Origin of the sequence: Arthrobacter livingstonensis, from assembly GCF_003219815.1 — a bacterium.
In the GTDB taxonomy this organism is placed as follows: Bacteria; Actinomycetota; Actinomycetes; order Actinomycetales; family Micrococcaceae; genus Specibacter; species Specibacter livingstonensis.
In genome coordinates, this window is record NZ_QJVD01000014.1 from 113,152 (window position 1) to 132,268 (window position 19,117).

20 protein-coding genes are annotated in these 19,117 nt (G+C 65.8%); 11 read left to right on the top strand and 9 right to left on the bottom strand.

The features are described from left to right. Positions 1–173: 173 nt before the first annotated feature. The 5 genes from rplS (at position 174) to CVV68_RS13735 (ending at position 3,356) form a co-directional block, all read left to right on the top strand. Positions 174–533: a 50S ribosomal protein L19 gene (gene rplS, locus CVV68_RS13715; protein WP_110501566.1), complete on the top strand. Its 360-nt coding sequence runs from the start codon at positions 174–176 to the stop codon at positions 531–533. A gap of 14 nt (positions 534–547) precedes the next feature. After that, positions 548–1,204: a signal peptidase I gene (gene lepB, locus CVV68_RS13720; RefSeq protein WP_110501567.1), complete on the top strand. Its 657-nt coding sequence runs from the start codon at positions 548–550 to the stop codon at positions 1,202–1,204. A gap of 48 nt (positions 1,205–1,252) precedes the next feature. Then, positions 1,253–2,242 (top strand): signal peptidase I, encoded by a 990-nt coding sequence (gene lepB / locus CVV68_RS13725; protein ID WP_110501568.1) that lies wholly within the window; start codon positions 1,253–1,255, stop codon positions 2,240–2,242. 13 nt (positions 2,243–2,255) lie between these two features. Next, positions 2,256–2,960 (top strand): ribonuclease HII, encoded by a 705-nt coding sequence (gene rnhB, locus CVV68_RS13730; RefSeq protein ID WP_110501569.1) that lies wholly within the window; start codon positions 2,256–2,258, stop codon positions 2,958–2,960. Positions 2,961–3,023: 63 nt separating this feature from the next. Then, positions 3,024–3,356 (top strand): DUF2469 domain-containing protein, encoded by a 333-nt coding sequence (locus CVV68_RS13735; RefSeq protein WP_110501570.1) that lies wholly within the window; start codon positions 3,024–3,026, stop codon positions 3,354–3,356. A gap of 181 nt (positions 3,357–3,537) precedes the next feature. Here the strand turns inward: CVV68_RS13735 and CVV68_RS13740 are convergent, their stop codons facing one another. Genes CVV68_RS13740 through CVV68_RS13755 form a run of 4 tightly spaced genes read right to left on the bottom strand, consistent with a single transcriptional unit; the run spans position 3,538 to position 7,172 of the window. Continuing rightward, a complete protein-coding gene (locus CVV68_RS13740; RefSeq protein ID WP_110501571.1) occupies positions 3,538–4,554 on the bottom strand; it encodes a glycine betaine ABC transporter substrate-binding protein in 1,017 nt (338 codons plus the stop codon). Then, positions 4,551–5,312: an ABC transporter permease gene (locus tag CVV68_RS13745; RefSeq protein ID WP_110501572.1), complete on the bottom strand. Its 762-nt coding sequence runs from the start codon at positions 5,310–5,312 to the stop codon at positions 4,551–4,553. The genes CVV68_RS13740 and CVV68_RS13745 overlap by 4 nt, the downstream gene beginning before the upstream one ends. Next, on the bottom strand, positions 5,309–6,538 hold the full coding sequence (locus tag CVV68_RS13750; protein WP_110501573.1) for an ATP-binding cassette domain-containing protein: 1,230 nt from the start codon (positions 6,536–6,538) through the stop codon (positions 5,309–5,311). Before CVV68_RS13750 ends, CVV68_RS13745 begins: the two co-directional genes overlap by 4 nt. Continuing rightward, positions 6,525–7,172, bottom strand: a complete 648-nt coding sequence (locus CVV68_RS13755; protein ID WP_110501597.1) for an ABC transporter permease — start codon at positions 7,170–7,172, stop codon at positions 6,525–6,527. The genes CVV68_RS13750 and CVV68_RS13755 overlap by 14 nt, the downstream gene beginning before the upstream one ends. A 469-nt stretch (positions 7,173–7,641) precedes the next feature. On the opposite strand from CVV68_RS13755, the gene CVV68_RS13760 reads away from it, so the two are divergent. The 6 genes from CVV68_RS13760 to CVV68_RS13785 all read left to right on the top strand — a co-directional run bounded on the left by CVV68_RS13760 (position 7,642) and on the right by CVV68_RS13785 (position 13,371). Beyond that, a complete protein-coding gene (locus tag CVV68_RS13760; RefSeq protein WP_110501598.1) occupies positions 7,642–7,998 on the top strand; it encodes a YraN family protein in 357 nt (118 codons plus the stop codon). Continuing rightward, positions 7,999–9,552: a YifB family Mg chelatase-like AAA ATPase gene (locus tag CVV68_RS13765; RefSeq protein WP_110501574.1), complete on the top strand. Its 1,554-nt coding sequence runs from the start codon at positions 7,999–8,001 to the stop codon at positions 9,550–9,552. It begins immediately after the preceding gene. After that, on the top strand, positions 9,549–10,823 hold the full coding sequence (locus CVV68_RS13770) for a DNA-processing protein DprA (RefSeq protein ID WP_110501575.1): 1,275 nt from the start codon (positions 9,549–9,551) through the stop codon (positions 10,821–10,823). Before CVV68_RS13765 ends, CVV68_RS13770 begins: the two co-directional genes overlap by 4 nt. A 51-nt stretch (positions 10,824–10,874) precedes the next feature. Beyond that, the gene (locus tag CVV68_RS13775) at positions 10,875–11,408 is read left to right on the top strand and encodes an O-acetyl-ADP-ribose deacetylase (protein ID WP_110501599.1); all 534 of its coding nucleotides are present in this window, start codon (positions 10,875–10,877) and stop codon (positions 11,406–11,408) included. 251 nt (positions 11,409–11,659) lie between these two features. Next, positions 11,660–12,595 (top strand): tyrosine recombinase XerC, encoded by a 936-nt coding sequence (locus tag CVV68_RS13780; protein ID WP_110501576.1) that lies wholly within the window; start codon positions 11,660–11,662, stop codon positions 12,593–12,595. A gap of 272 nt (positions 12,596–12,867) precedes the next feature. Continuing rightward, positions 12,868–13,371, top strand: coding sequence for a DUF3145 domain-containing protein (locus CVV68_RS13785; RefSeq protein ID WP_110501577.1), 504 nt, complete (start codon positions 12,868–12,870; stop codon positions 13,369–13,371). Between the two features lie 225 nt (positions 13,372–13,596). Here the strand turns inward: CVV68_RS13785 and fabF are convergent, their stop codons facing one another. From fabF to CVV68_RS13810, 5 genes are all read right to left on the bottom strand, one after another. Continuing rightward, positions 13,597–14,856 (bottom strand): beta-ketoacyl-ACP synthase II, encoded by a 1,260-nt coding sequence (gene fabF, locus CVV68_RS13790; protein ID WP_110501578.1) that lies wholly within the window; start codon positions 14,854–14,856, stop codon positions 13,597–13,599. A 131-nt stretch (positions 14,857–14,987) separates the two neighbouring features. Continuing rightward, positions 14,988–15,233, bottom strand: a complete 246-nt coding sequence (locus CVV68_RS13795) for an acyl carrier protein (RefSeq protein WP_044571151.1) — start codon at positions 15,231–15,233, stop codon at positions 14,988–14,990. Between the two features lie 101 nt (positions 15,234–15,334). Further along, complete coding sequence (locus tag CVV68_RS13800) at positions 15,335–16,396, bottom strand: beta-ketoacyl-ACP synthase III (protein WP_110501579.1); 1,062 nt, start codon at positions 16,394–16,396, stop codon at positions 15,335–15,337. Beyond that, complete coding sequence (locus CVV68_RS13805; protein ID WP_211320843.1) at positions 16,393–17,334, bottom strand: ACP S-malonyltransferase; 942 nt, start codon at positions 17,332–17,334, stop codon at positions 16,393–16,395. Before CVV68_RS13805 ends, CVV68_RS13800 begins: the two co-directional genes overlap by 4 nt. A 143-nt stretch (positions 17,335–17,477) precedes the next feature. Further along, a complete protein-coding gene (locus tag CVV68_RS13810; RefSeq protein WP_110501581.1) occupies positions 17,478–18,734 on the bottom strand; it encodes a PucR family transcriptional regulator in 1,257 nt (418 codons plus the stop codon). Positions 18,735–19,117 lie beyond the last annotated feature (383 nt).

Sequence of the window (19,117 nt, forward strand, 5' to 3'; positions counted from 1 at the left end):
TGACTGGGCGCGTTCCTGCCACAGGGGGAACGTTCGTCAACAGGGCGGCACACCGGGATTCCACCAGCGAAAACCGGTCTTTCATCTTTCGACTTCCATGACTGGCATGAGTGCCGTCCATGGAGTCGTGACACAAAGTAAATGACCTGTGGCGTTTACCTGGAGTGAGAAAAATGCATATTCTCGATTCCGTTGACGCAGCCAGCCTGCGCAGCGACATCCCCGCCTTCCGTGCCGGCGACACCCTCAACGTTCACGTGAACATCATTGAAGGCACCCGCGCACGTGTCCAGGTATTCAAGGGCTTCGTCCTTGGCCGCCAGGGCGACGGCATCCGCGAGACCTTCACGGTCCGCAAGGTCTCCTTCGGCGTCGGCGTGGAGCGTACCTTCCCGGTGCACTCCCCGGTCCTGGACAAGATCGAGGTCGTCTCCAAGGGCGACGTCCGCCGCGCCAAGCTGTACTACATGCGCAACCTGCGCGGCAAGGCTGCCAAGATCAAGGAAAAGCGCGACAACGTTCCTGCCAAGTAAAAAGGAACCGCACTTTGGGCCAAACAAAACGCCAGTCCAGGAAACTGGGCTGGCGTTTTGTTGTCCTTGCCGTTGTGGTGGTCTTCCTCTTTACCGCGGTGGTGCGCAACGTGTGGATGGACGTGTACTACATCCCGTCCGAATCCATGGAGCCGCTGCTGCTGACCGGCGACCGCGTACTGGTTTCACGCACCGACTTCGCCGCCGGCGGCGTCAAGCGCGGCGACGTGGTGGTCTTCGACGGACGCGGCTCGTTTACCCCGTGGGAGTCCGGCCATGACCCGCTCACGGACGCCGCCATCGGCACCGGGCAGTGGCTGGGACTGGTTCCCAACCACAACATTTACGTCAAGCGCGTGCTGGGCGTGGCCGGGGACACCGTGAAATGCTGCTCGGCCGGTGGGTTGCTGGAGGTCAACGGCGTGCCGGTTACTGAGAGTTACCTGTATCCCGGGGACCAGCCCAGCGCGTTGAAGTTCGAGGTGACCGTCCCGCAGGGTAAATTGTGGCTCATGGGCGACCACCGGGACGTGTCACTGGATTCGCGGTCCCTGCTGGGCATGCCCGGCGGAGGCCTCATCTCCACCAGCCGTGTGATCGGCCGGCCGTGGGCCACCGTGTGGCCGTTGGGGCGGATCCACGTGTTGGCGCGCGACGCCGCCACCCCCTAGCGTTTCCGTCCCACCCAAGTTGTACTGAACTTTAAGGAAACAGCCCCTATGCAGCAGAATGTTTCCGGCGATCCCGGCCCGTCCGTTCCGGACGACGGCGGGGGCACGGACGGCACGCACGGTGCCAAGCCCGGCGACGCGAAGCACGACGGCGGGCACAGAGCGGGCGGCGCCCAGCCTGACAGTGCCCAGCCCGCCGGCAGGGGCGCCGGCGGGGGCCCGGACCGCACGCACGGCGCCAAGCCCGACGGCGCCAACCACGGCGCCAACCACGGCGGGGGCCACGGCGGGCATGTTTCCGAAGCAACGGCCCTGGAGCGCTTCAGCAACAGCGCCTGGGCCTGGGGCAAGGAAATTGTCACCATCCTGGCCATCGCCTTGGTGCTGTCTTTCCTGATCAAGACGTTCCTGTTCCGGGCGTTTTACATTCCGTCCGGCTCCATGGAAAACACCCTGCGCATTGACGACAGGATTTTTGTGAACCTGCTGGTGCCGGAACCGTTTGCACTTAAGCGCGGGGACGTCGTCGTCTTCAAGGACACGCAGGGGTGGCTGCCGCCGGAGTCGGTGAAGACCGGCCCGTTCAGCTGGATCGGCGACGTGGCCACGTTCATCGGGGTGGCCCCTGACAGCTCCCAGCAGCACTTGGTCAAACGGGTCATCGGGCTGCCGGGCGACCACGTGAAGTGCTGTGATGCGGCGGGCAAGCTGACCATCAACGGCGCGGCCATCACCGAGCCGTACCTCTTTCCGGGGGCCTCGCCGTCGGACACCACCTTTGATGTGACGGTTCCGGCCGGACACATCTGGGTCATGGGCGACCACAGGAACAATTCCGAGGACTCGCGCGCGCACCAGACGGAGAGTGGCACCGGCTTTGTTCCGATTTCCGACGTCGAGGGCCGCGCAATCGTCATCGCCTGGCCGTTGAACCACACGGGCATCCTGGGCAACTATCCCGACGTTTTCGCCAAGGTGCCGGAACCGTCGGCTGTCGGCCAGGGGGCGTCGTCGGGCGTCATCCCGGCCGGGCAGTAATGGCGGCGCGGTAATGGCGGCCCTGCCGCCAACCCTGGACTGGGAACGGGAACTGGCAGCCCAGGGCTACACGCTGGTGGCCGGCTGCGACGAGGTGGGACGGGGAGCCCTGGCCGGGCCCGTCAGCGTCGGTTTGGTGGTTATTGACGCAGCCACCGCCGCCGCCCTGCCCGGCGTGAAGGACAGCAAGCTGCTGCGCGAGCCGGTGCGGCAGGCACTGGTGCCGGCCATCCGGGACTGGGCGCGGGCGTACGCCGTGGGGCACGCGTCGGCGGCTGAAATCGATGCCGGGGGACTGGTTGCAGCCCTGCGCCTGGCGGGGACGCGGGCGCTGGCCTCCGTGGCCGGGGAGCTCCTGCCCGGTTATGTCATTTTGGACGGCAACCAGGACTGGCTCTCCGTTCCCGTGCAGCCGGAACTGGAGTTCGGAGACGGGCAGGCCTTCGACGGTGTGCTGCCCGCCCCGGTCCAGGCCGTGCCCTCCGGCGCCCCCATGACCGTGCGGACCCGCATCAAGGCGGACATGACCTGCCTGTCCGTGGCTGCCGCCAGCGTGCTCGCCAAGGTGGAGCGCGATTCCATGATGGTGGAGCTCGCGCGGGAATTCCCGGAGTTTGGCTGGGACGGAAACAAGGGCTACGGCACGGCCGCCCACCGCGCCGCCATCGCCGGGCATGGGCCCACGTACCACCACCGCAAGACCTGGCGGCTCCTCTAGCGTTTCGCGGCCGGCGTACGGCCGCGTTCGCGGGCATGGCCCCGAGTGATGGATGATGGAACCATGAGCGCTGAGGACCTGGAAAACTACGAGACCGACATGGAGCTGCAGCTCTACCGCGAATACCGGGACGTGGTGAACCTCTTTAGTTACGTCGTGGAGACGGAGCGCCGCTTTTACCTGGCCAACCATGTTGACCTGCAGGCCCGTTCGGCCGACGGCGAAGTGTACTTCGACCTGACCCTCCAGGACGCGTGGGTGTGGGACGTCTACCGGACGGCACGCTTCGTGAAGAACGTGCGCGTCATCACCTTCAAGGACGTCAATGTCGAGGAACTGATCAAGACGGACGACCTCCAAATCCCCAAGGACGGCCAGCTGGGCCCGCTCGGCTAACGTCTGCAGCGCATCAAGGGGAGGACGACGGCGGAACTTAGGGTCCGCCGTCGTCCTCCCCTCCTGCGTCCCACTGCCCCGATCGGGACCGCGACGACGATATCTCCGGCGGCACGTCTCAGCAGGCGCAATATTGTCCACGCATGGCCAACAGCCGCCCTTCCGTTCTCACCGGCCGCCGTCACGGCGACGAGATGAGTCCCTCGGCCTTCATCCAGTTGAAGGCGACGTCGGCTGGTTCCTGCCCATCGACGTCGACTTTCAAGTTCAACTTCTGTTGTTCGTCGTTCGTCAGTTTTGACGAGATCTGCCCGAAGATGGATTTGAGCTGCGGATACTTCTCAAGCGTGGCGGTCCGCAGCACCGGTGCGACGTTGTACGCCGGAAAGAAGCTCTTGTCGTCCTTCATCACCTTCAGGTTGAGGGAAAGGATGCGGCCGTCCGTGGTGAAGACCTCGCCAAAGTTGCACAGTCCACGCGCGGTGGCTTCATAGACGGTGCCGGTGTCCAGGATCTTGACGTTGCTGAGTGGGACGCCGTTGGCGGCACCCAGGGTGAGGCCGTAGGTCTTGAGCATGGGCTTGAAGCCGTCGGGCCGGGAATTGAATTCCGACTCGACGCAAAACGTCCTTTCCTTGACTGGAAGGTCCTTGATCTGCGAGAGCGAGGTGATCCCGTTGAGTTTGCTCACTGCGCCCGATCGCACGGCCATGGCGTAGGTGTTGTCCAGCTCGGCGGGGGCCAGCCAGGTAAGGCCGTTGTCCTTGTCCTCATCCCGAACGGCGGCGTACTGTTTTGCCGGGTCCGGGATTCCGGCCTTGTGCCCCAGGTAGGTCAGCCATGCCGTCCCGGTGTAGTCCCAGACCATGTCGGCGCCGCCATTGAGCATGAGGTTGCGCACCGCCACGCTGCCCGGGACATTGGACTTGTCCGTGACCTTGAATCCGGCGGCCTTGGCGGCGAGAACGGCCATTTTTCCGAGGATGAGGGCTTCCGTGTAGTTTTTGGAGGTGATGGTGATGGACGCTCCGGGGGGAAGGTTGTCGATGTTCTTGATGGACCCCGGCGCGACCGCCGGGACGAACGCCGTCGCCGGCTGAAGCCCGCAGCCGGCCAGGCTCAGCACGCAGGCGATGGCCGCACCAAGAAGTGCCAGGTGCCGAATGCTGTGTGGTTGAGTGCGTCGGATGTTTTTCATCGGAGTCCCTTCGGACGGGCATAGTGTTCAACGACGCGGCCGAGCCAGTCGATGAGCAGCGCCAGCAATGCGACCAGCAGGGCGCCGGAGACCAGGACTCGCGGCAGGAACAAGTTCACTCCGGTGGTGATGAGCAGGCCGAGCCCGCCGGCACCGATGAATGTTGCAAGCGTCGCCGATCCGACGATCAGCACGAGGGCGGTGCGGATACCCGAGAGCATCACGGGGACCGCGAGCGGCAGCTCCACGCGCATGAGCACCGAAAATGAGCTCATGCCCATGCCGCGGGCTGATTCGACCAGGCGTTCATCCACGCCCTGGATGCCCACCATGGTGTTCCGCAGCACCGGAAGCGCCGCATAGACGACCAGGGCGACGACGGCGGACCAGAAGGAGAATCCGAGCCAGAAGGCGAGCAGGACAACCAGCCCGATGGCCGGGGCGGCCTGGCCGAAATTGGCCAGGGCAAGGATGACCCCGCTGACCTTCACGAAGGGGCGCCGGGTCAGCAGCACCCCGAGGGGAATGGCGCCGGCCAGCACGATGGCTGAGGAGACGAACGTCAGGGCAAGATGCTGGCCGGTGTAGGCCAGCAGGTCACCCGGGTTTAGTGTTGCGCGTTCGGTCGCGGACAAATTGCCCAGCTTCAGCCAGATCACGAACGCGGCCAGAATCAGCACAATCACGGCCGGTTGGATGACCAGACCCTTCCAAGCCGCCGTGCCGACGGCGGCTTGGGGGCGCAGGACGTCACTCATGTGGTGCCGCCCTGGACCTCGATGGTGCCCGTGTTGGTGCCGACGGGCGAATCGTTGTCGTTGGCCATGGCCGAGGCCTTGCGTGAGCGGGTGATCGCTTCCATGACGACTTCGACCGTGATGACGCCGACGAAGGATCTGCGGCGGTCCGTGACGAGCGCCGCACCGGCGCTGGAGACCAGCATCGTATCGAGCGCATCGCTCAAGGTTGATCCCTGGGTGACCAAGGGAATGGCGGCATCCGGCGTTGCGGGGATTGTCTCCAGGCGGGACAGCTGGCGCCGGGACGGCCAGCTGAGCGGCCGCCTGTTCTCATCAAGTATGACGGCGTGCCCATCTCCGGCCTCCTTGACGCGCGCAAGCACGTCTTGGGCCATCTCCCCTGGGGAACCGGTAACGGCTTCAGCCAGTTCCACGTCTCGGACCCGGTTCAGCGTCAGCTGCTTCAGCCCGGCCCCTGCCCCGATAAAGTCCTCGACGAAGGAGCTGGCCGGTTCGTTGAGGATCCTCTCCGGGGTGTCGTACTGGACAATGTGGGCGCCTTCGGAGAAGACCACAATCCAGTCGCCCAGCTTCACGGCTTCGTCGAAGTCGTGGGTGACGAAGACGATGGTTTTTTGTACTTCTTCCTGGATTCGCAGCAGCTCATCCTGCAGCCGCTGGCGCGTGATCGGGTCCACGGCGCCGAAGGGTTCGTCCATGAGGAGTACCGGGGGGTCGGCCGCCAGTGCACGGGCAACGCCCACCCGCTGCTGTTGTCCCCCGGAGAGTTCCCGCGGATAGCGGTCGCGGTACATGGCCGGCTCGAGGGAGACCAGCTCGAGGAGTTCGTCGACCCGGTTTTTGATCTTCTCTTTGGACCAGCCGAGCATTTTTGGCACGATCGCAATATTTGCCGCGACGGTCATGTGCGGAAACAGCCCGCCTGCCTGGATGACGTAGCCCATCCGGCGTCGCAACTGGTCCCCGTCAATGTTGGTGACGTCCTCATCTCCCAGCGTGATGCGGCCTTCAGTCGGTTCTATCAAGCGGTTGATCATCTTCAGCGTCGTCGTCTTGCCGCAGCCCGATGGGCCGACGAGCATGACGATTTTGCCGGCGGGGATCTCGAGCGTAATCCCGTCCACGGCGGGTTTGCTTTGGCCCGGATAGTGTTTGGTGACCGCATCGAGCAGGATCCGGCTCGAGACGGAAGTACCAGTCGCGGTGCTGCTATTTTTTGACACGGATACCTCGCGGAATGGTTAGGCGGCCGAGGCCGACGAGAAGAAGATCAAGGATGAGCGCCAAAATGATGACGCCCACCACGCCGACCCATACGGATTCGATGGCGTTTGCGCCGCCCAGCCGGGACAAACCGGAGAAAATGAATCCGCCAAGTCCGGGTCCCAGGGCATAGGCAGTCACGGCGGCCACTCCCATGACCATCTGGGCGGAAATGCGCACCCCGGTCAGGATGATCGGCCAGGCCAGTGGAAATTCAATGGTCAGCATCGTGCGGATGCGCCCCATGCCGATGCCCCGCGCCGATTCCACAACGGCCCGGTCAACCCCCTGAAGCCCCACGACTGCATTACGCAGGATGGGCAGGACCGCGAAGAATGTTACGACAATCACCGACGGGGTGACGCCGAACCCGAAGGGGACGATCAGAATGCCGATTAACGCAAAGGAGGGAATGGTGAGTCCGACGGCGGAGACCCCGTTTGCCACAGAGCTGAACTTGGGGCTGCCGTAGACAAGAAAGGCTATGACCATTGCCACCACTGTGGCCAGGATGAGCGACTGGACGACCAGCGAAAAGTGCTGCCAGGAGCCGAACCAGATTTGATCCCATCGATCAACGATGTAGTTCCACAAAATCAATGCCGCCCTTCATATACATGCGATTGCATGCCACGCTAGCCGCGTTGGCTTCAGCCTACAAGTGCGCGTCGGCCCGGGTAAGGCTGGACCGAGTGGACAAAAAATTGCCGCGGCGTGCCATGGGTCGGCGTTGCAGATCATCCAGCTGCAGCTTCGGGAGGGTGCCGTGTTTGTCCGGCCGGCACCCTCCATTAGGCCTCACGGGGGAATGGTGTCCCGGGCATCAATGATGTTTTCAGGCCGTCAAGGATAAGCTTTTCATGGCATCCGGTTTCGCTGACGGTTCAGGTGATTCCGCAGCGAATGACACCGGATCCGCCATCCCGTAACCAGGCTGCGCCCGGGGGATGCGGGGGCGTGATGAGTCCTCCACAGGGGGTGGCGCCGGGGGAGCCGTACACATTATGCGCCATGCCCCTGCCGCGCTCACGGATTGTCCGCCACGCTGGCAGTGGAGGTTGCCATGAGAGCGAAGGACGCGTTGGGCCAGACCGGTGAACAGGTCGCGGCGGACTACCTGGAGGACCTCGGGATTCGGGTCATTGACAGCAACTGGCGCTGTCCGGCCGGGGAGATTGACCTGGTGGCCCTTGACGGGCCGGAGCTGGTGATCGTGGAGGTCAAGACGAGGCGGTCCCGGCGCTACGGGGACCCGCTGGAGGCAGTGACGGCGGCGAAGCTGCACCGGCTGCGCACGCTGGCCGTGATGTGGGCGCGGGAGCACCGCCATGTCATGGGTGGGCTGCGAATTGACGCGGTGGGCATCGTCATGGACGGCCGTTCGGCGCCGAGCATCGACCACCTCAAGGGTGTGGCCTGAATGGGGATGGGCAGGGCGCTGGCGGTGGCACTGGTCGGGCTCAACGGCCACGTCATTGAAGTAGAAGCCGACATCGGGCAGACGCTGCCGAACTTCGTGCTCCTCGGGCTCCCCGATGCTGCGCTGAACGAGGCCCGGGAACGCATCCGTTCGGCAGCCCACAATTCCGGCATTCCACTGAGCCGGCGCAAGATCACCGTGAACCTGGTGCCCGCCTCGCTGCCCAAGAAGGGCTCGGGATTTGACCTGGCGATCGTCATGGCCGCCTTGGAAGCCGCCGGTGACGTGCGCAGGACCGGCGGGACTGTCTTCATTGCAGAGCTGGGCCTGGACGGGCGCCTGCGCCCGGTCCGTGGCGTGCTGCCCGCCGTTCTGGCGGCCATGCACGCCGGTTGGCAGGAGATCGTCGTGGCCGAATCCAACCTGGCGGAGGCGGAGCTGGTGGTCGGTGCCAAGGTACGTGGCTACGGCTCGCTGGCCCAGGTTGCGGCAGACTTCGACGCCGATCCAAAGGACCTGGTGTTCGCCGTTGCCGACGGCCACGCCGCGGCTGCGGTGATGCCGGAACAGGCAGGCGGGACACAAGGACAGGCACTGCCGGATCTTTCCGAGGTGGCCGGCCAGGCCGAGGCCCGGCTGGCCCTGGAAATCGCCGCGGCCGGAGGACACCACCTGATGATGGTCGGCCCGCCCGGATCCGGAAAGACCATGCTGGCCGAGCGCCTGCCGGGGCTGTTGCCTGCGCTCAGCGACGAGGAGGCACTGGAGGTGACGGCCATCCATTCCCTGGACCACGTGCGCCGCGGCGTAAATGCGCTGATCCGGCGCCCGCCCTACGAACGCCCGCACCATTCGGCCAGCACGGCTTCCATCATTGGCGGAGGCACCGGCATTCCACGGCCGGGGGCTGCGTCCCGGGCACACAGGGGCGTGTTGTTCCTGGACGAAGCACCCGAATTCGACAAGCGGGTCTTGGACGCATTGCGCCAGCCACTGGAGAGCGGGGAACTGGTGCTGCACAGATCGGCGGGAACAGCGGCCTACCCGGCGCGCTTCCAGCTGGTTCTGGCGGCCAACCCCTGTCCCTGCGGGAAGGCCGCCGGCAAAGGGATCGGTTGCGAATGCACGCCGATGGCCCGGCGCCGTTACTTTGGCAGGCTGTCGGGGCCCTTGTTGGACCGTGTCGACATCCAGCTGCAGGTCAACCGCGTACAGCTGGCCCAGCTTTCCGATTCGGAACCGCGGGAGACCTCCGGCCAGGTGGCAGCCCGCGTACAGCTGGCACGGGACACCGCACGGGAGCGGCTGCTCCCGTTCGGCTTGGTCCACAACGCCGACCTGACCGGCAGGATCCTCCGCGGACCGTTGCGCCTGGCCCAGACGGACACCGCGCTGTTGGACCGGGCCATGGGCTCGGGCAACCTCACGGCCCGCGGCTACGACCGTGTGCTGCGCCTTGCCTGGACCGTGGCGGACTTGCAGGGCCGCACCCGGCCCTGCGCCGATGACGTGGGACTGGCCCTGACACTGCGACAACGAGGAGAAGGACTATGAACACCAATGCTGTGGAGCCCGGGACGGGCAATGCTGACATCCGCTTGGCCCGGGCGGCATTGACCCGGCTCATGGAACCTTCGGACCTGCCAGGCATGGCCTTGATTTCTGTGGCGGGCCCCGTGGATGCCCTCGCGTTTATCCGCAGCGGCGCAGCCTCGAGTGCCGTGCTGGAACAGGAAATGACGGCGGTCCTGTCAGAAACCGGCACCGGCCGGTGGCAGGGTCTTGCCGAGGCGCTGGGCAGGTGGCGGCCGCGACTGGCGGACCTGGCACCTGAGCGCGATCTTGGGATTGTGGACCGATTTGGCGGCGGCCTGCTGATCCCGGAAGACCCGCAGTGGCCGCCAGCCCTGGCGGACCTGCAGCTGGCCGAACCCATTGCCCTGTGGCTGCGTGGCCGGGTGTTGCGCATTCCGGAACAGAAGCGTTGCATCGCCGTTGTGGGTTCCCGCGACAGCACCAGTTACGGGGACAACGTCACGGGGGAAATCGCGTCGTCCCTGGTCCAGCGCGGATTCACCGTGGTCAGCGGCGGCGCCTACGGAATCGATGCCAACGCCCATCGCGGCGCGCTCGGTGCGGCCAGGCAGGATCCCGCGTATTGGGGTGCTCCTTCCGCGGGCGGGACCGGAGTCCCTCCCGCGGAAGGCGCCGTCGCACAGCCGCCGACACTGGCCGTCATGGCGGGCGGGGTGGACAGGTTTTACCCGTCGGGCAATGAAGATCTGCTGCGCACCATCACCGAGCAGGGCGCCGTTGTGGCCGAGGTCCCGCCGGGAACCAACCCCACGCGTTACCGGTTTTTGCAGCGGAACCGCCTTATTGCTGCACTGTTTGAAGTGACGGTGGTGGTGGAGGCGCGGTGGCGTTCGGGGGCGCTGAATACGGCCCACCACGCCGAGGGGCTCAGCCGCTCGGTTGGGGCTGTCCCCGGTTCCGTGTATTCAGCCAATTCAGCGGGCTGCCACCGGCTGCTGCGGGAAGGGGCCGCGGTGTGCGTCACGGATGCGGCGGACATTGCCGAACTGGCGGGCGTGGCCGGCTCCAACCTGGCGATCGAACAGGAGGCCGCGCCCGCCCTGCACGACGGACTGGGTGTGGAGGACCTCCTCCTGCTTGATGCACTGCCGCTGCGTTCGGCCACTTCGGTCGACAAACTCAGTGTCGTGGCCGGGCTGGGGACCGCGACCGTGTTGGCCGGGCTGGGGCGGCTGGAGTTGCTGGGCCTGGCCCAACGGCTCGCCAACGGCTGGAAGCGGAACAGCTGAGTGGGCGCCCGCTCTGTTGGGACATGTGCCGTATTTGCTAGCGTGGGCGCCATGGAGATCACCGTTGTGCAGGCGGACATCACTTCCCTGGCTGTGGACGCCGTGGTCAACGCGGCAAATTCCGGGCTGCTGGGTGGAGGAGGTGTGGACGGTGCCATCCACCGAGCCGCCGGGCCGGAACTTTTGGCCGAGTGCCGGGAACTGCGGCGCACCCGCTACCCCGATGGGTTACCCGCCGGGGAAGCTGTGGCGACCGGGGCCGGGCACCTTCGTGCCCGCTGGGTGATCCACACCGTAGGTCCGAACCGGCACGCAGGACAAGTCGAACGGGGCGTACTGGAAAGGTGCTTCACACGGTCCTGCGAGGTGGCAGCCGAAGTCGGGGCCCGGTCAGTGGCGTTCCCGGCCATCGGAGGGGGAGTCTACGGTTGGTCTCGGCGGGACGTCGCCGCGGCAGCCATGGCCGGGTTCGCGGATGCCGAACGCCGTGCAACGGGCCAGGGCCGGCCGGATCTCCCGGAATCGGTGGGTCTGGTGGCGTATTCGGAAGAAATGGCGCAGGCGTTCCGGGAGGCAGTGGGCTGAACCTGCCCGCGTCCCGCTGCGTCCCATTCCGCCGCGCACTCCAATGTTGCCGCTGCTCGGACGGCTGCGTTAACTGGGCGGCCACGGGCACCGTGGCTGAGGCAGTGCCAGCCGTAGGAAGTGCCGGCCGTAGGAAGTGCCGGCCGTAGGAAGTGCCAGCGGCAGGAAGTGCCGGCCGTAGGCAGTGCCGGCCATTGGCTGCGGCCGCGGGTCAGCTTGCCCCGAGGACGCGAACAGCGCACAGTGGGGGTGTGGACCATGACGAACGCACACGCCTGCCCGAACCGTTGGCCCGGGCAGCCCACGGCTTTGAGCGATACCTCGCCGCGGAACGGGGACGGTCTCCGCACACGGTCAGGGCCTACCGTGGAGATGTTGACGCCCTGCTGATCCACGCGGTCACAGAGGGCGTTACCACCCTCGACGGACTCGATTTGTCCATGCTGCGCCGCTGGCTGGGCGATCAAAGCGAGGCCGGAATGTCCCGTTCCACCCTGGCCCGGCGCACTGCCACGGCACGCAGCTTTACCGCCTGGGCCCTCCGTGAAGAACTATTGAAGGTCGACCCGGCACTCAGGCTGAAGGCACCGAAGCAGGACCACGCGCTCCCGGCAGTCCTGCAGCAGCAGCAGATTCGGCGGCTCATGGCCGCCTTGCGGGAAGCTGCGGCGGGCGGCGACCCTCTGGCACTTCGCGACCACGCGATGGTGGAACTGCTCTACGCGACGGGCATTCGCGTCGGTGAACTTACCGGCACCGACGTTGACGGCCTCAACAGGGAACGGCGCACGCTCGGCGTGGTGGGCAAGGGCAACAAGGAACGCGTTGTTCCCTACGGTGTGCCGGCAGCCACCGCCGCTGAAAGGTGGCTGGCGACCGGACGCCCGGCGCTGGCCACGGACCGCAGCGGGCCGGCGCTTTTCCTGGGAAAACGCGGGGGGCGGATCGACCAACGGACGGTGCGCACCGTCGTCGGACACGTCTTTGGGGCGCTGGGGGACACCTCCGCAACAGGACCGCACACGCTGCGGCACTCGGCAGCGACACACCTGCTGGACGGCGGCGCGGACCTGCGGGCAGTTCAGGAGATCCTGGGCCACAGCTCCCTGGCCACCACGCAGTTGTACACTCACGTTTCGGTGGAGCGGCTCCGCGAGGGCTACCGGCAGGCACATCCGCGGGCCTGAGACACGGCACCCATCGCCACGATGCACGGCCGGCGGATCACGCACGGAGGAGGCCCGGTGGCAACACTTTTGGACCTACGGTGGCGCAATTGGCCCCGCTACGGCACAATGAGAGGGAGCTGTTGCGCCGGAGCTGAAAAACCGGCCACAGCCCACCTTCGGTGAATAAGGGTTAGGCAATACCGGGTCGGCACTTATGGCCCCGCGCAACAACAGGTTCCATCCGATTGAAGGTCGTTGGGGAAGACGCACCTACTGCAATGGAGGATGGAATGAACGTCGTATTGACGCGCGGTGTCTTGTTTGTGCACTCAGCCCCGGCTGTCATGTGCCCGCATATTGAATCATCCATCGCCGGCGTGATGGATCAGCGCACGGGCCTGCAGTGGACTCCGCAGCCCGCGGCGCCCAATGTCATGCGTACCGAGTATGTGTGGCACGGCCCCGCCGGCACTGGCGCGCGCCTTGCGTCCGCCCTGCGCGGCTGGGCCAACGTCCGCTACGAGGTCACCGAGGAACCCAGCCCTGGCTGCGACGGCTCACGCTGGTCCCACACCCCGGAACTGGGCATCTTCCATGCCGTCACGGACGTCCATGGCAACATCATGGTCTCCGAGGACCGCATCCGTTATGCCTACGAAGCCGGCAAGGGCGAACCCTCCGCCGTATACCAGGAGCTGTCCTTGGCCCTGGGTGAAGCGTGGGACGAGGAACTGGAACCGTTCCGCCACGCGGCGGCGGGTGCCCCTGTGCGCTGGCTTCACCACGTCGGCTGACCCGTCTCACTCCCTCGAGGTGGGAACCCGCCGACTCCCACGCGGGGCGTTGTGATCTCGAATGGTCAATGGTGCGGGGCGTTGTGATCTCGAACTTCAACGGTGCGTGATCTCGAACTTCAGCGGTGCGGGGTGTCGTGATCCCCAACCATAATGCCAAAGCGGCGCCCCCTCGAAAGGTGGGCGCCGCCGTCGTGCCTGGCCGGAAAAGTCCTGCGGGAAGGGCTAGGACAATTCAACCTTCGGGCCGGTGCTGCGGACGGCAACAACGGCGTTGTGCCCGCCAAAGCCGAAGGAATTGTTCAGCGCCATGATCTGGCCCCCGGGCAGCTCCCGCGGGGTCCCGGTCACAACGTCCAGCGGGATTTCCGGGTCCTGGTTTTCGAGGTTGATGGTGACCGGTGCCAGGCGGTGGTAGACGGCCAGGACCGTCAGCACCGACTCAACGGCCCCTGAAGCGCCCAACAGGTGTCCTGTCTGGGACTTGGTGGCGGATACGCACACATTGGCCACGTGGTCGCCCAGGGCGGCACGCAGGGCCACATACTCGGGGCGGTCGCCCACGGGGGTGGACGTGGCGTGGGCATTGACGTGGACCACGTCTTCGGCCTGCGCGCGCGCGTCGAACAATGCCGCCTTCAGGGCGCGGGTGGCACCCAGGCCCTGGGGGTCGGGAGCGGTGATGTGGTAGGCGTCCGCTGTGACGGAGGTGCCGGCCAACTCACCATAAATCCGGGCGCCGCGGGCCAGGGCGTGTTCCTCAGCCTCAAGAACCAGAGCACCGGCGCCTTCACCCATGACGAAGCCGTCGCGGTTGACGTCATACGGGCGCGAGGCATGTTCGGGGTCGTCGTTGCGCTTGGAGAGTGCCTGCATGGCGGCAAACGCGGCCATCGGCAGGGGGTGGATGGCGGCTTCGGCGCCACCGGCCATGACAACGTCGGCCTTGCCGGAGCGGATCAGTTCCAATCCGATGTGCATGGCCTCGGTGCCTGAGGCGCAGGCGGAGACCGGCGTGTGGGCGCCGGCGCGGGCGCCCAAGTCGAGGCTGACGGCTGCGGCGGGGCCGTTGGGCATGAGCATGGGAACCGTCATGGGGAGCACACGGCGCGGACCCTTTTCGCGGAGGGTGTCCCACGCGTCAAGCAGCGTCCAGACACCGCCAATGCCGGTGGCAAAAGCCACGGCCAAGCGGTCGTGGTCGATCTCTTCGATGCCGGAGTCCTTCCAGGCTTCGCGGGCCGCCACGACGGCGAACTGGGTTGAAGGGTCCATGCGCTTGGCTTCAACGCGGGAAAGAACCTCGGAGGCCGGGTTGGTCACGCGGGCGGCGAAGTGGACGGGGAGGTCGTACTTTTCCACCCATTCATCAGTGAGGGTGTGAGCGCCGGAGACACCCTTGAGCGCGTTCCTCCACGTGGTCGGGACGTCGCCGCCGATCGGCGTGGTTGCTCCGAGTCCAGTGATGACTACTTTGCGGGCCATGGTTCAACTCTCTAAAAAAGAAAAGGGTGCGGGACGGGCTCAATTAGAGCTGTGGGTGGCCGGCACGCCATGTGCCGGCCACCCACGTTTGCCCTGTGTCGCACTAGGGGCAGGGCAGCAGGGGCGAAAAGTTACGCCTGTGCGCCGGCGATGAAGCTGACGGCATCGCCAACGGTTTTGAGGTTCTTGACTTCCTCGTCCGGGATCTTGACGTCGAACTTCTCTTCGGCGTTGACCACAATGGTCATCATGGAGATTGAGTCGATGTCCAGGTCGTCCGTGAAGGACTTCTCCAGCTCTACAGCCTCGGGGGCCAGGCCGGTCTCTTCGTTGACGATTTCAGCCAAGCCGGCCAGGATTTCTTCGTTGCTAGCCATTGACGGCTCCTTCTTTTGTTGTTTTTGCGGTGATCAAGGGCTTTGATCTTTTCAGGCAGTGTTGATCAAACCACGTTTGTGGCCTGCCGTGCTATCTGAATCTAGGGGAGGCGCACCACTTGGGCGCCAAACACCAGGCCGGCGCCAAAGCCGATCTGAAGCGAAAGTTTACCGGAAAGCTCAGGATTCTCAGCCAGCAGCCGGTGCGTTGCCAGCGGGATGGACGCCGCGGACGTGTTTCCGGCCTCGGCAATGTCGCGGGCGATCAGGACATACTCGGGCAGTTTGAGTTGTTTGGCCAGTTCGTCGATGATGCGCATGTTCGCCTGGTGGGGGACAAACGCGCCGAGGTCGCCAGCGGTGATGCCGGCCTCGTCGAGCGCCTTCTTGGCCATCTTCGCCATTTCCCACACGGCCCACCGGTACACGGTCTGGCCGTCCTGGCGCAGGGTGGGCCACAGGGTTGCGTGGGCCTCGTCGGCGGCCGCTGACTCGACGTCGTCGGCCTTCATGGCATGTTCGCTGAAATCGCGCACGTCCATCAGCGAGTGGGTCATGCCAATGGCGTCCCACTTGCTGCCGTCCGAACCCCAGACGCTGGGACCGATGCCCGGCTCGTCGGACGGGCCGATGATCACGGCGCCGGCACCGTCGCCAAGGAGGAAGGAGATGGTGCGTTCGTGGTTGTCGATGACATCGGAGAGCTTTTCGACGCCAATGACCAGCACGTATTCGGCGGTGCCGGCCCGCACCAGCGCATCAGCCTGGGCAATGCCGTAGCAGTATCCGGCGCAGGCTGCGGAGATGTCGTAGGCCGGGGCCGGGGCCGCCCCGAGCTTCTCGGCGATGAGCGCCGCGGCTGACGGGGTGGCATAGGGGTGGGTCACGGTGGACACCAGCACGGCGCCGATCTGGGATGCCTCGATCCCGGCCTTGCTGATGGCCTCGGCGCCTGCCCCGACTGCCATGTCCACGACGGAGACCTCACGTGGCGCCCGGTGGCGGGTGATGATGCCGGTGCGTTGGCGGATCCATTCGTCCGAGGAATCAATCCACTGGCAAACGTCCTCGTTCGTGACGATCACCTCCGGACGAAAGGCGCCAATGCCCCAAATCCGGGATCCAGTGCGGGCGGTGTGTTGTTTCAGCGTGGGCGTGCTCACTTATTGTCCTTCTTTCCGTGGGCGTGGTAGGCCAGCAGTTCAGTGGCGGCCTGCAAATCGGCGGGGGTTTTTACCGCAACGGCAGCAACCCCGCTCATGCCGCGCTTGGCCAGGCCCGCCAGGGTCCCCGCCGGCGTGAGTTCAATGAGCCCCGTCACGCCCATGGCGGTCATGGTCTCCATGCACAGGTCCCAGCGGACCGGCCGTGACACCTGGGCGATCAGCGAGGCGAGTGCCGCTTCCCCGGAAGGTACGACGGCGCCGTCGTAGTTGGAGAGCAACGGCACCTTGGGGGTGTGGGGGGTCAGCGACGGGGCCAGTGCCTGCAGGGCGGAGACGGCAGGGGCCATGTGGTGGGTGTGGAAGGCGCCGGCAACCTGAAGCGGAATGACACGGGCCTTGGCCGGCGGGGCGGCCACGAGGGCGGCGATCTGGTCCATGGTGCCCGCGGCAACCGTCTGGCCCTTGGAGTTCATGTTCGCCGGTGCCAGCCCGGCGGCGGCGATGGCGGCCAGCACCTGCTCGGGGTCTCCTCCGACGACGGCGGCCATGCCGGTGGGCGTGGCCGCGGCGGCGTCGGCCATCCTGTTGGCGCGTTCGCGCACAAACGCCATGGCGTCCGGGTTGGACAGCGTGCCTGTCAGGGCCGCTGCGGTTATTTCACCGACGGAGTGTCCGGCCACAACCACTGACAGGCTCTCCAGCGGGACGTCCAGCAGGGCCTCGGCGGCGACCAGCCCGGCGGCCACGATCAACGGCTGGGCGACGGCAGTGTCCTTGATGGTTTCGGCATCCGAGGTGGTGCCGTGGGCGATCAGGTCAATGCCCGCAGCCTCGCTGAGGGACGCCAATTTTTCCTCGACGCCGGGGCGCTCAAGCCATGGCGAAAGTAAACCGGGCGTTTGGGAACCCTGTCCAGGGCAGACTATTGCAAGCACATTAACCAGCTTTCCAAACTTCAGCGCATTTGCACGGTGTTTGCGTGCACCAAGCTCATGGGAATGATTTGTAGGAAGTCTACAATAACGGGTACCAGCCCCCGCACCGAAACGCTCCGCGCGGCGGCCGGCTTGGCGGTGTGTCAGCCGCGGGCCGCGGGACGGTCCGGACCCTGCTTGGGGGGTGCAGCCAGCCTCCCCACCACCAGCGCCGTTTGGAGGACAAATGCCTCGCGCGGGACCAGCGGGTCCCATCCGGTGACGTCGCAGACCCTGCGCAGCCGGTACCGGACGGTGTTGGAGTGGACAAACAGGTCCCGTGCCGCGGCTTCCAGCGAATGCCCGAGCTGCAGGTAGCTGTTCAGGGTCTCCAGCAGCCCGTTCGAAGCGGCAACGAGGGGATGGTAAATATTGGCCAAGAGCGCCCGGCGCGCGGAGTCGTCACCGGCGATGACCCGTTCGGGCCACAGGTCGTCCGCTGAAACGGGCCGCGGGGCGGTGGTCCAGCCCCTGACTGCCGCCATCCCGGCGAAGGCGGACTGGGCGGAGGCCGTGGCATCCGTCAGGGTGGCCGCCAGAGGCCCGTAGACTACCGAACCTTCGGCAAAGAGTTCGCTCAGGCGCACGTAGGCGGTTTCGGGATCGGCCACATTTCCCAGCACCAGGATCAGCTTGTCGCCCTGGATGCCCACCATGACGTCCGCGGCAAAGCGGCCGGCGGCGCGCCGCAGCGTGGCCAGGTAGGTGGCGTTGGCTTCCGCCGGGGCCGGTCCGATCATGATGGTGAACCGGCTGTGCGACGTCCAGCCCAAGGCGGACATGCGGGACTGCAGGGCATCGGGGTTTTCCCCGCGCAGGATCCCGTCCACGGCCAGCGCCTCAAGCCGGGTGTCCCAGGCACCGCGGTTTTCCGCGGCACGGGCATAGACGTCCGCGGCGGCAAAGGCAACCTCGCGGGAATACCGGAGCACGGCTTCACGGAGGTCGACCTGCCCGGCTGCACCGGCGAGTTCCGGCACGCGGTCCTCCACCACCTGCACCACGGTGCGGATCAGTTGCAGCGCCCGCTGCAGGCTGATGGATCGGGTCAGTTCCGTTGGGGCGGTGCCAAAGACGTCGGAGAGCACCCAGCTGGGGGACGACGGGTGTTCGTACCATGACACAAACGCGGCGACGCCATTTTGGGCCACGAGTCCCAGCGATGACCGCTCGTCGGCGCTGAGGCGGCGGTACCACGGCAGCGTGTTTTCAAGTTCGCGCAGCATGGTGGTGGATAGCGGGCCAATATTGGCACGCAGCCGCTCCAGTGTTTCGGAGTTGCCCCTGGTTCCCCGTGCCTGCTTTGGCGGTGTGGAGACAGCGGCAGGGACGGCTGCCGCACCGGAATTCTTAGCTGCCATTCCTCGAGGATATGTCCTTTACGTCCCAAGGCCGCCATTTGTGTAAACACCACAACCATCGCCACGCCGCAGTGCCCTCCAATCGTGTCTCGGAAACTGCCCGCAAAACACACTTTCCAAGGTGTTTTCGTGCAGTTCTTTGACGCACCGTTGCCGGGGTGGGGCGCTTGTTGTTCCGGGTGTGCCGAACGGGCAGCCAATGACGGTGTTGGGGTGCAACGTTGTCATTAACTGCCCGTTCGGGTGTGGCTGGGTGGGGCCACGGTCGCGTGGGTCCCGGGGCGAGCTTGCGAGGTCGGGTGTGGTTGGGGGTTAGCTGTCGCCGCCGGTGTTGCCGGTGGTTCCTGCGTTGATGTTGTGGAGGTCGTACTTGGCCGCGGCCT

Coding starts and splice junctions, on each gene's coding strand:
- CVV68_RS13775 (WP_110501599.1), top strand. CDS start 10,875: ATGGAGATCACCGTTGTGCAGGCGGACATCACTTCCCTGGCTGTGGAC.
- CVV68_RS13770 (WP_110501575.1), top strand. CDS start 9,549: ATGAACACCAATGCTGTGGAGCCCGGGACGGGCAATGCTGACATCCGC.
- CVV68_RS13760 (WP_110501598.1), top strand. CDS start 7,642: ATGAGAGCGAAGGACGCGTTGGGCCAGACCGGTGAACAGGTCGCGGCG.
- fabF (WP_110501578.1), bottom strand. CDS start 14,856: ATGGCCCGCAAAGTAGTCATCACTGGACTCGGAGCAACCACGCCGATC.
- rplS (WP_110501566.1), top strand. CDS start 174: ATGCATATTCTCGATTCCGTTGACGCAGCCAGCCTGCGCAGCGACATC.
- CVV68_RS13785 (WP_110501577.1), top strand. CDS start 12,868: ATGAACGTCGTATTGACGCGCGGTGTCTTGTTTGTGCACTCAGCCCCG.
- CVV68_RS13795 (WP_044571151.1), bottom strand. CDS start 15,233: ATGGCTAGCAACGAAGAAATCCTGGCCGGCTTGGCTGAAATCGTCAAC.
- rnhB (WP_110501569.1), top strand. CDS start 2,256: ATGGCGGCCCTGCCGCCAACCCTGGACTGGGAACGGGAACTGGCAGCC.
- CVV68_RS13740 (WP_110501571.1), bottom strand. CDS start 4,554: ATGAAAAACATCCGACGCACTCAACCACACAGCATTCGGCACCTGGCA.
- CVV68_RS13745 (WP_110501572.1), bottom strand. CDS start 5,312: ATGAGTGACGTCCTGCGCCCCCAAGCCGCCGTCGGCACGGCGGCTTGG.
- lepB (WP_110501568.1), top strand. CDS start 1,253: ATGCAGCAGAATGTTTCCGGCGATCCCGGCCCGTCCGTTCCGGACGAC.
- CVV68_RS13810 (WP_110501581.1), bottom strand. CDS start 18,734: ATGGCAGCTAAGAATTCCGGTGCGGCAGCCGTCCCTGCCGCTGTCTCC.
- CVV68_RS13735 (WP_110501570.1), top strand. CDS start 3,024: ATGAGCGCTGAGGACCTGGAAAACTACGAGACCGACATGGAGCTGCAG.
- CVV68_RS13765 (WP_110501574.1), top strand. CDS start 7,999: ATGGGGATGGGCAGGGCGCTGGCGGTGGCACTGGTCGGGCTCAACGGC.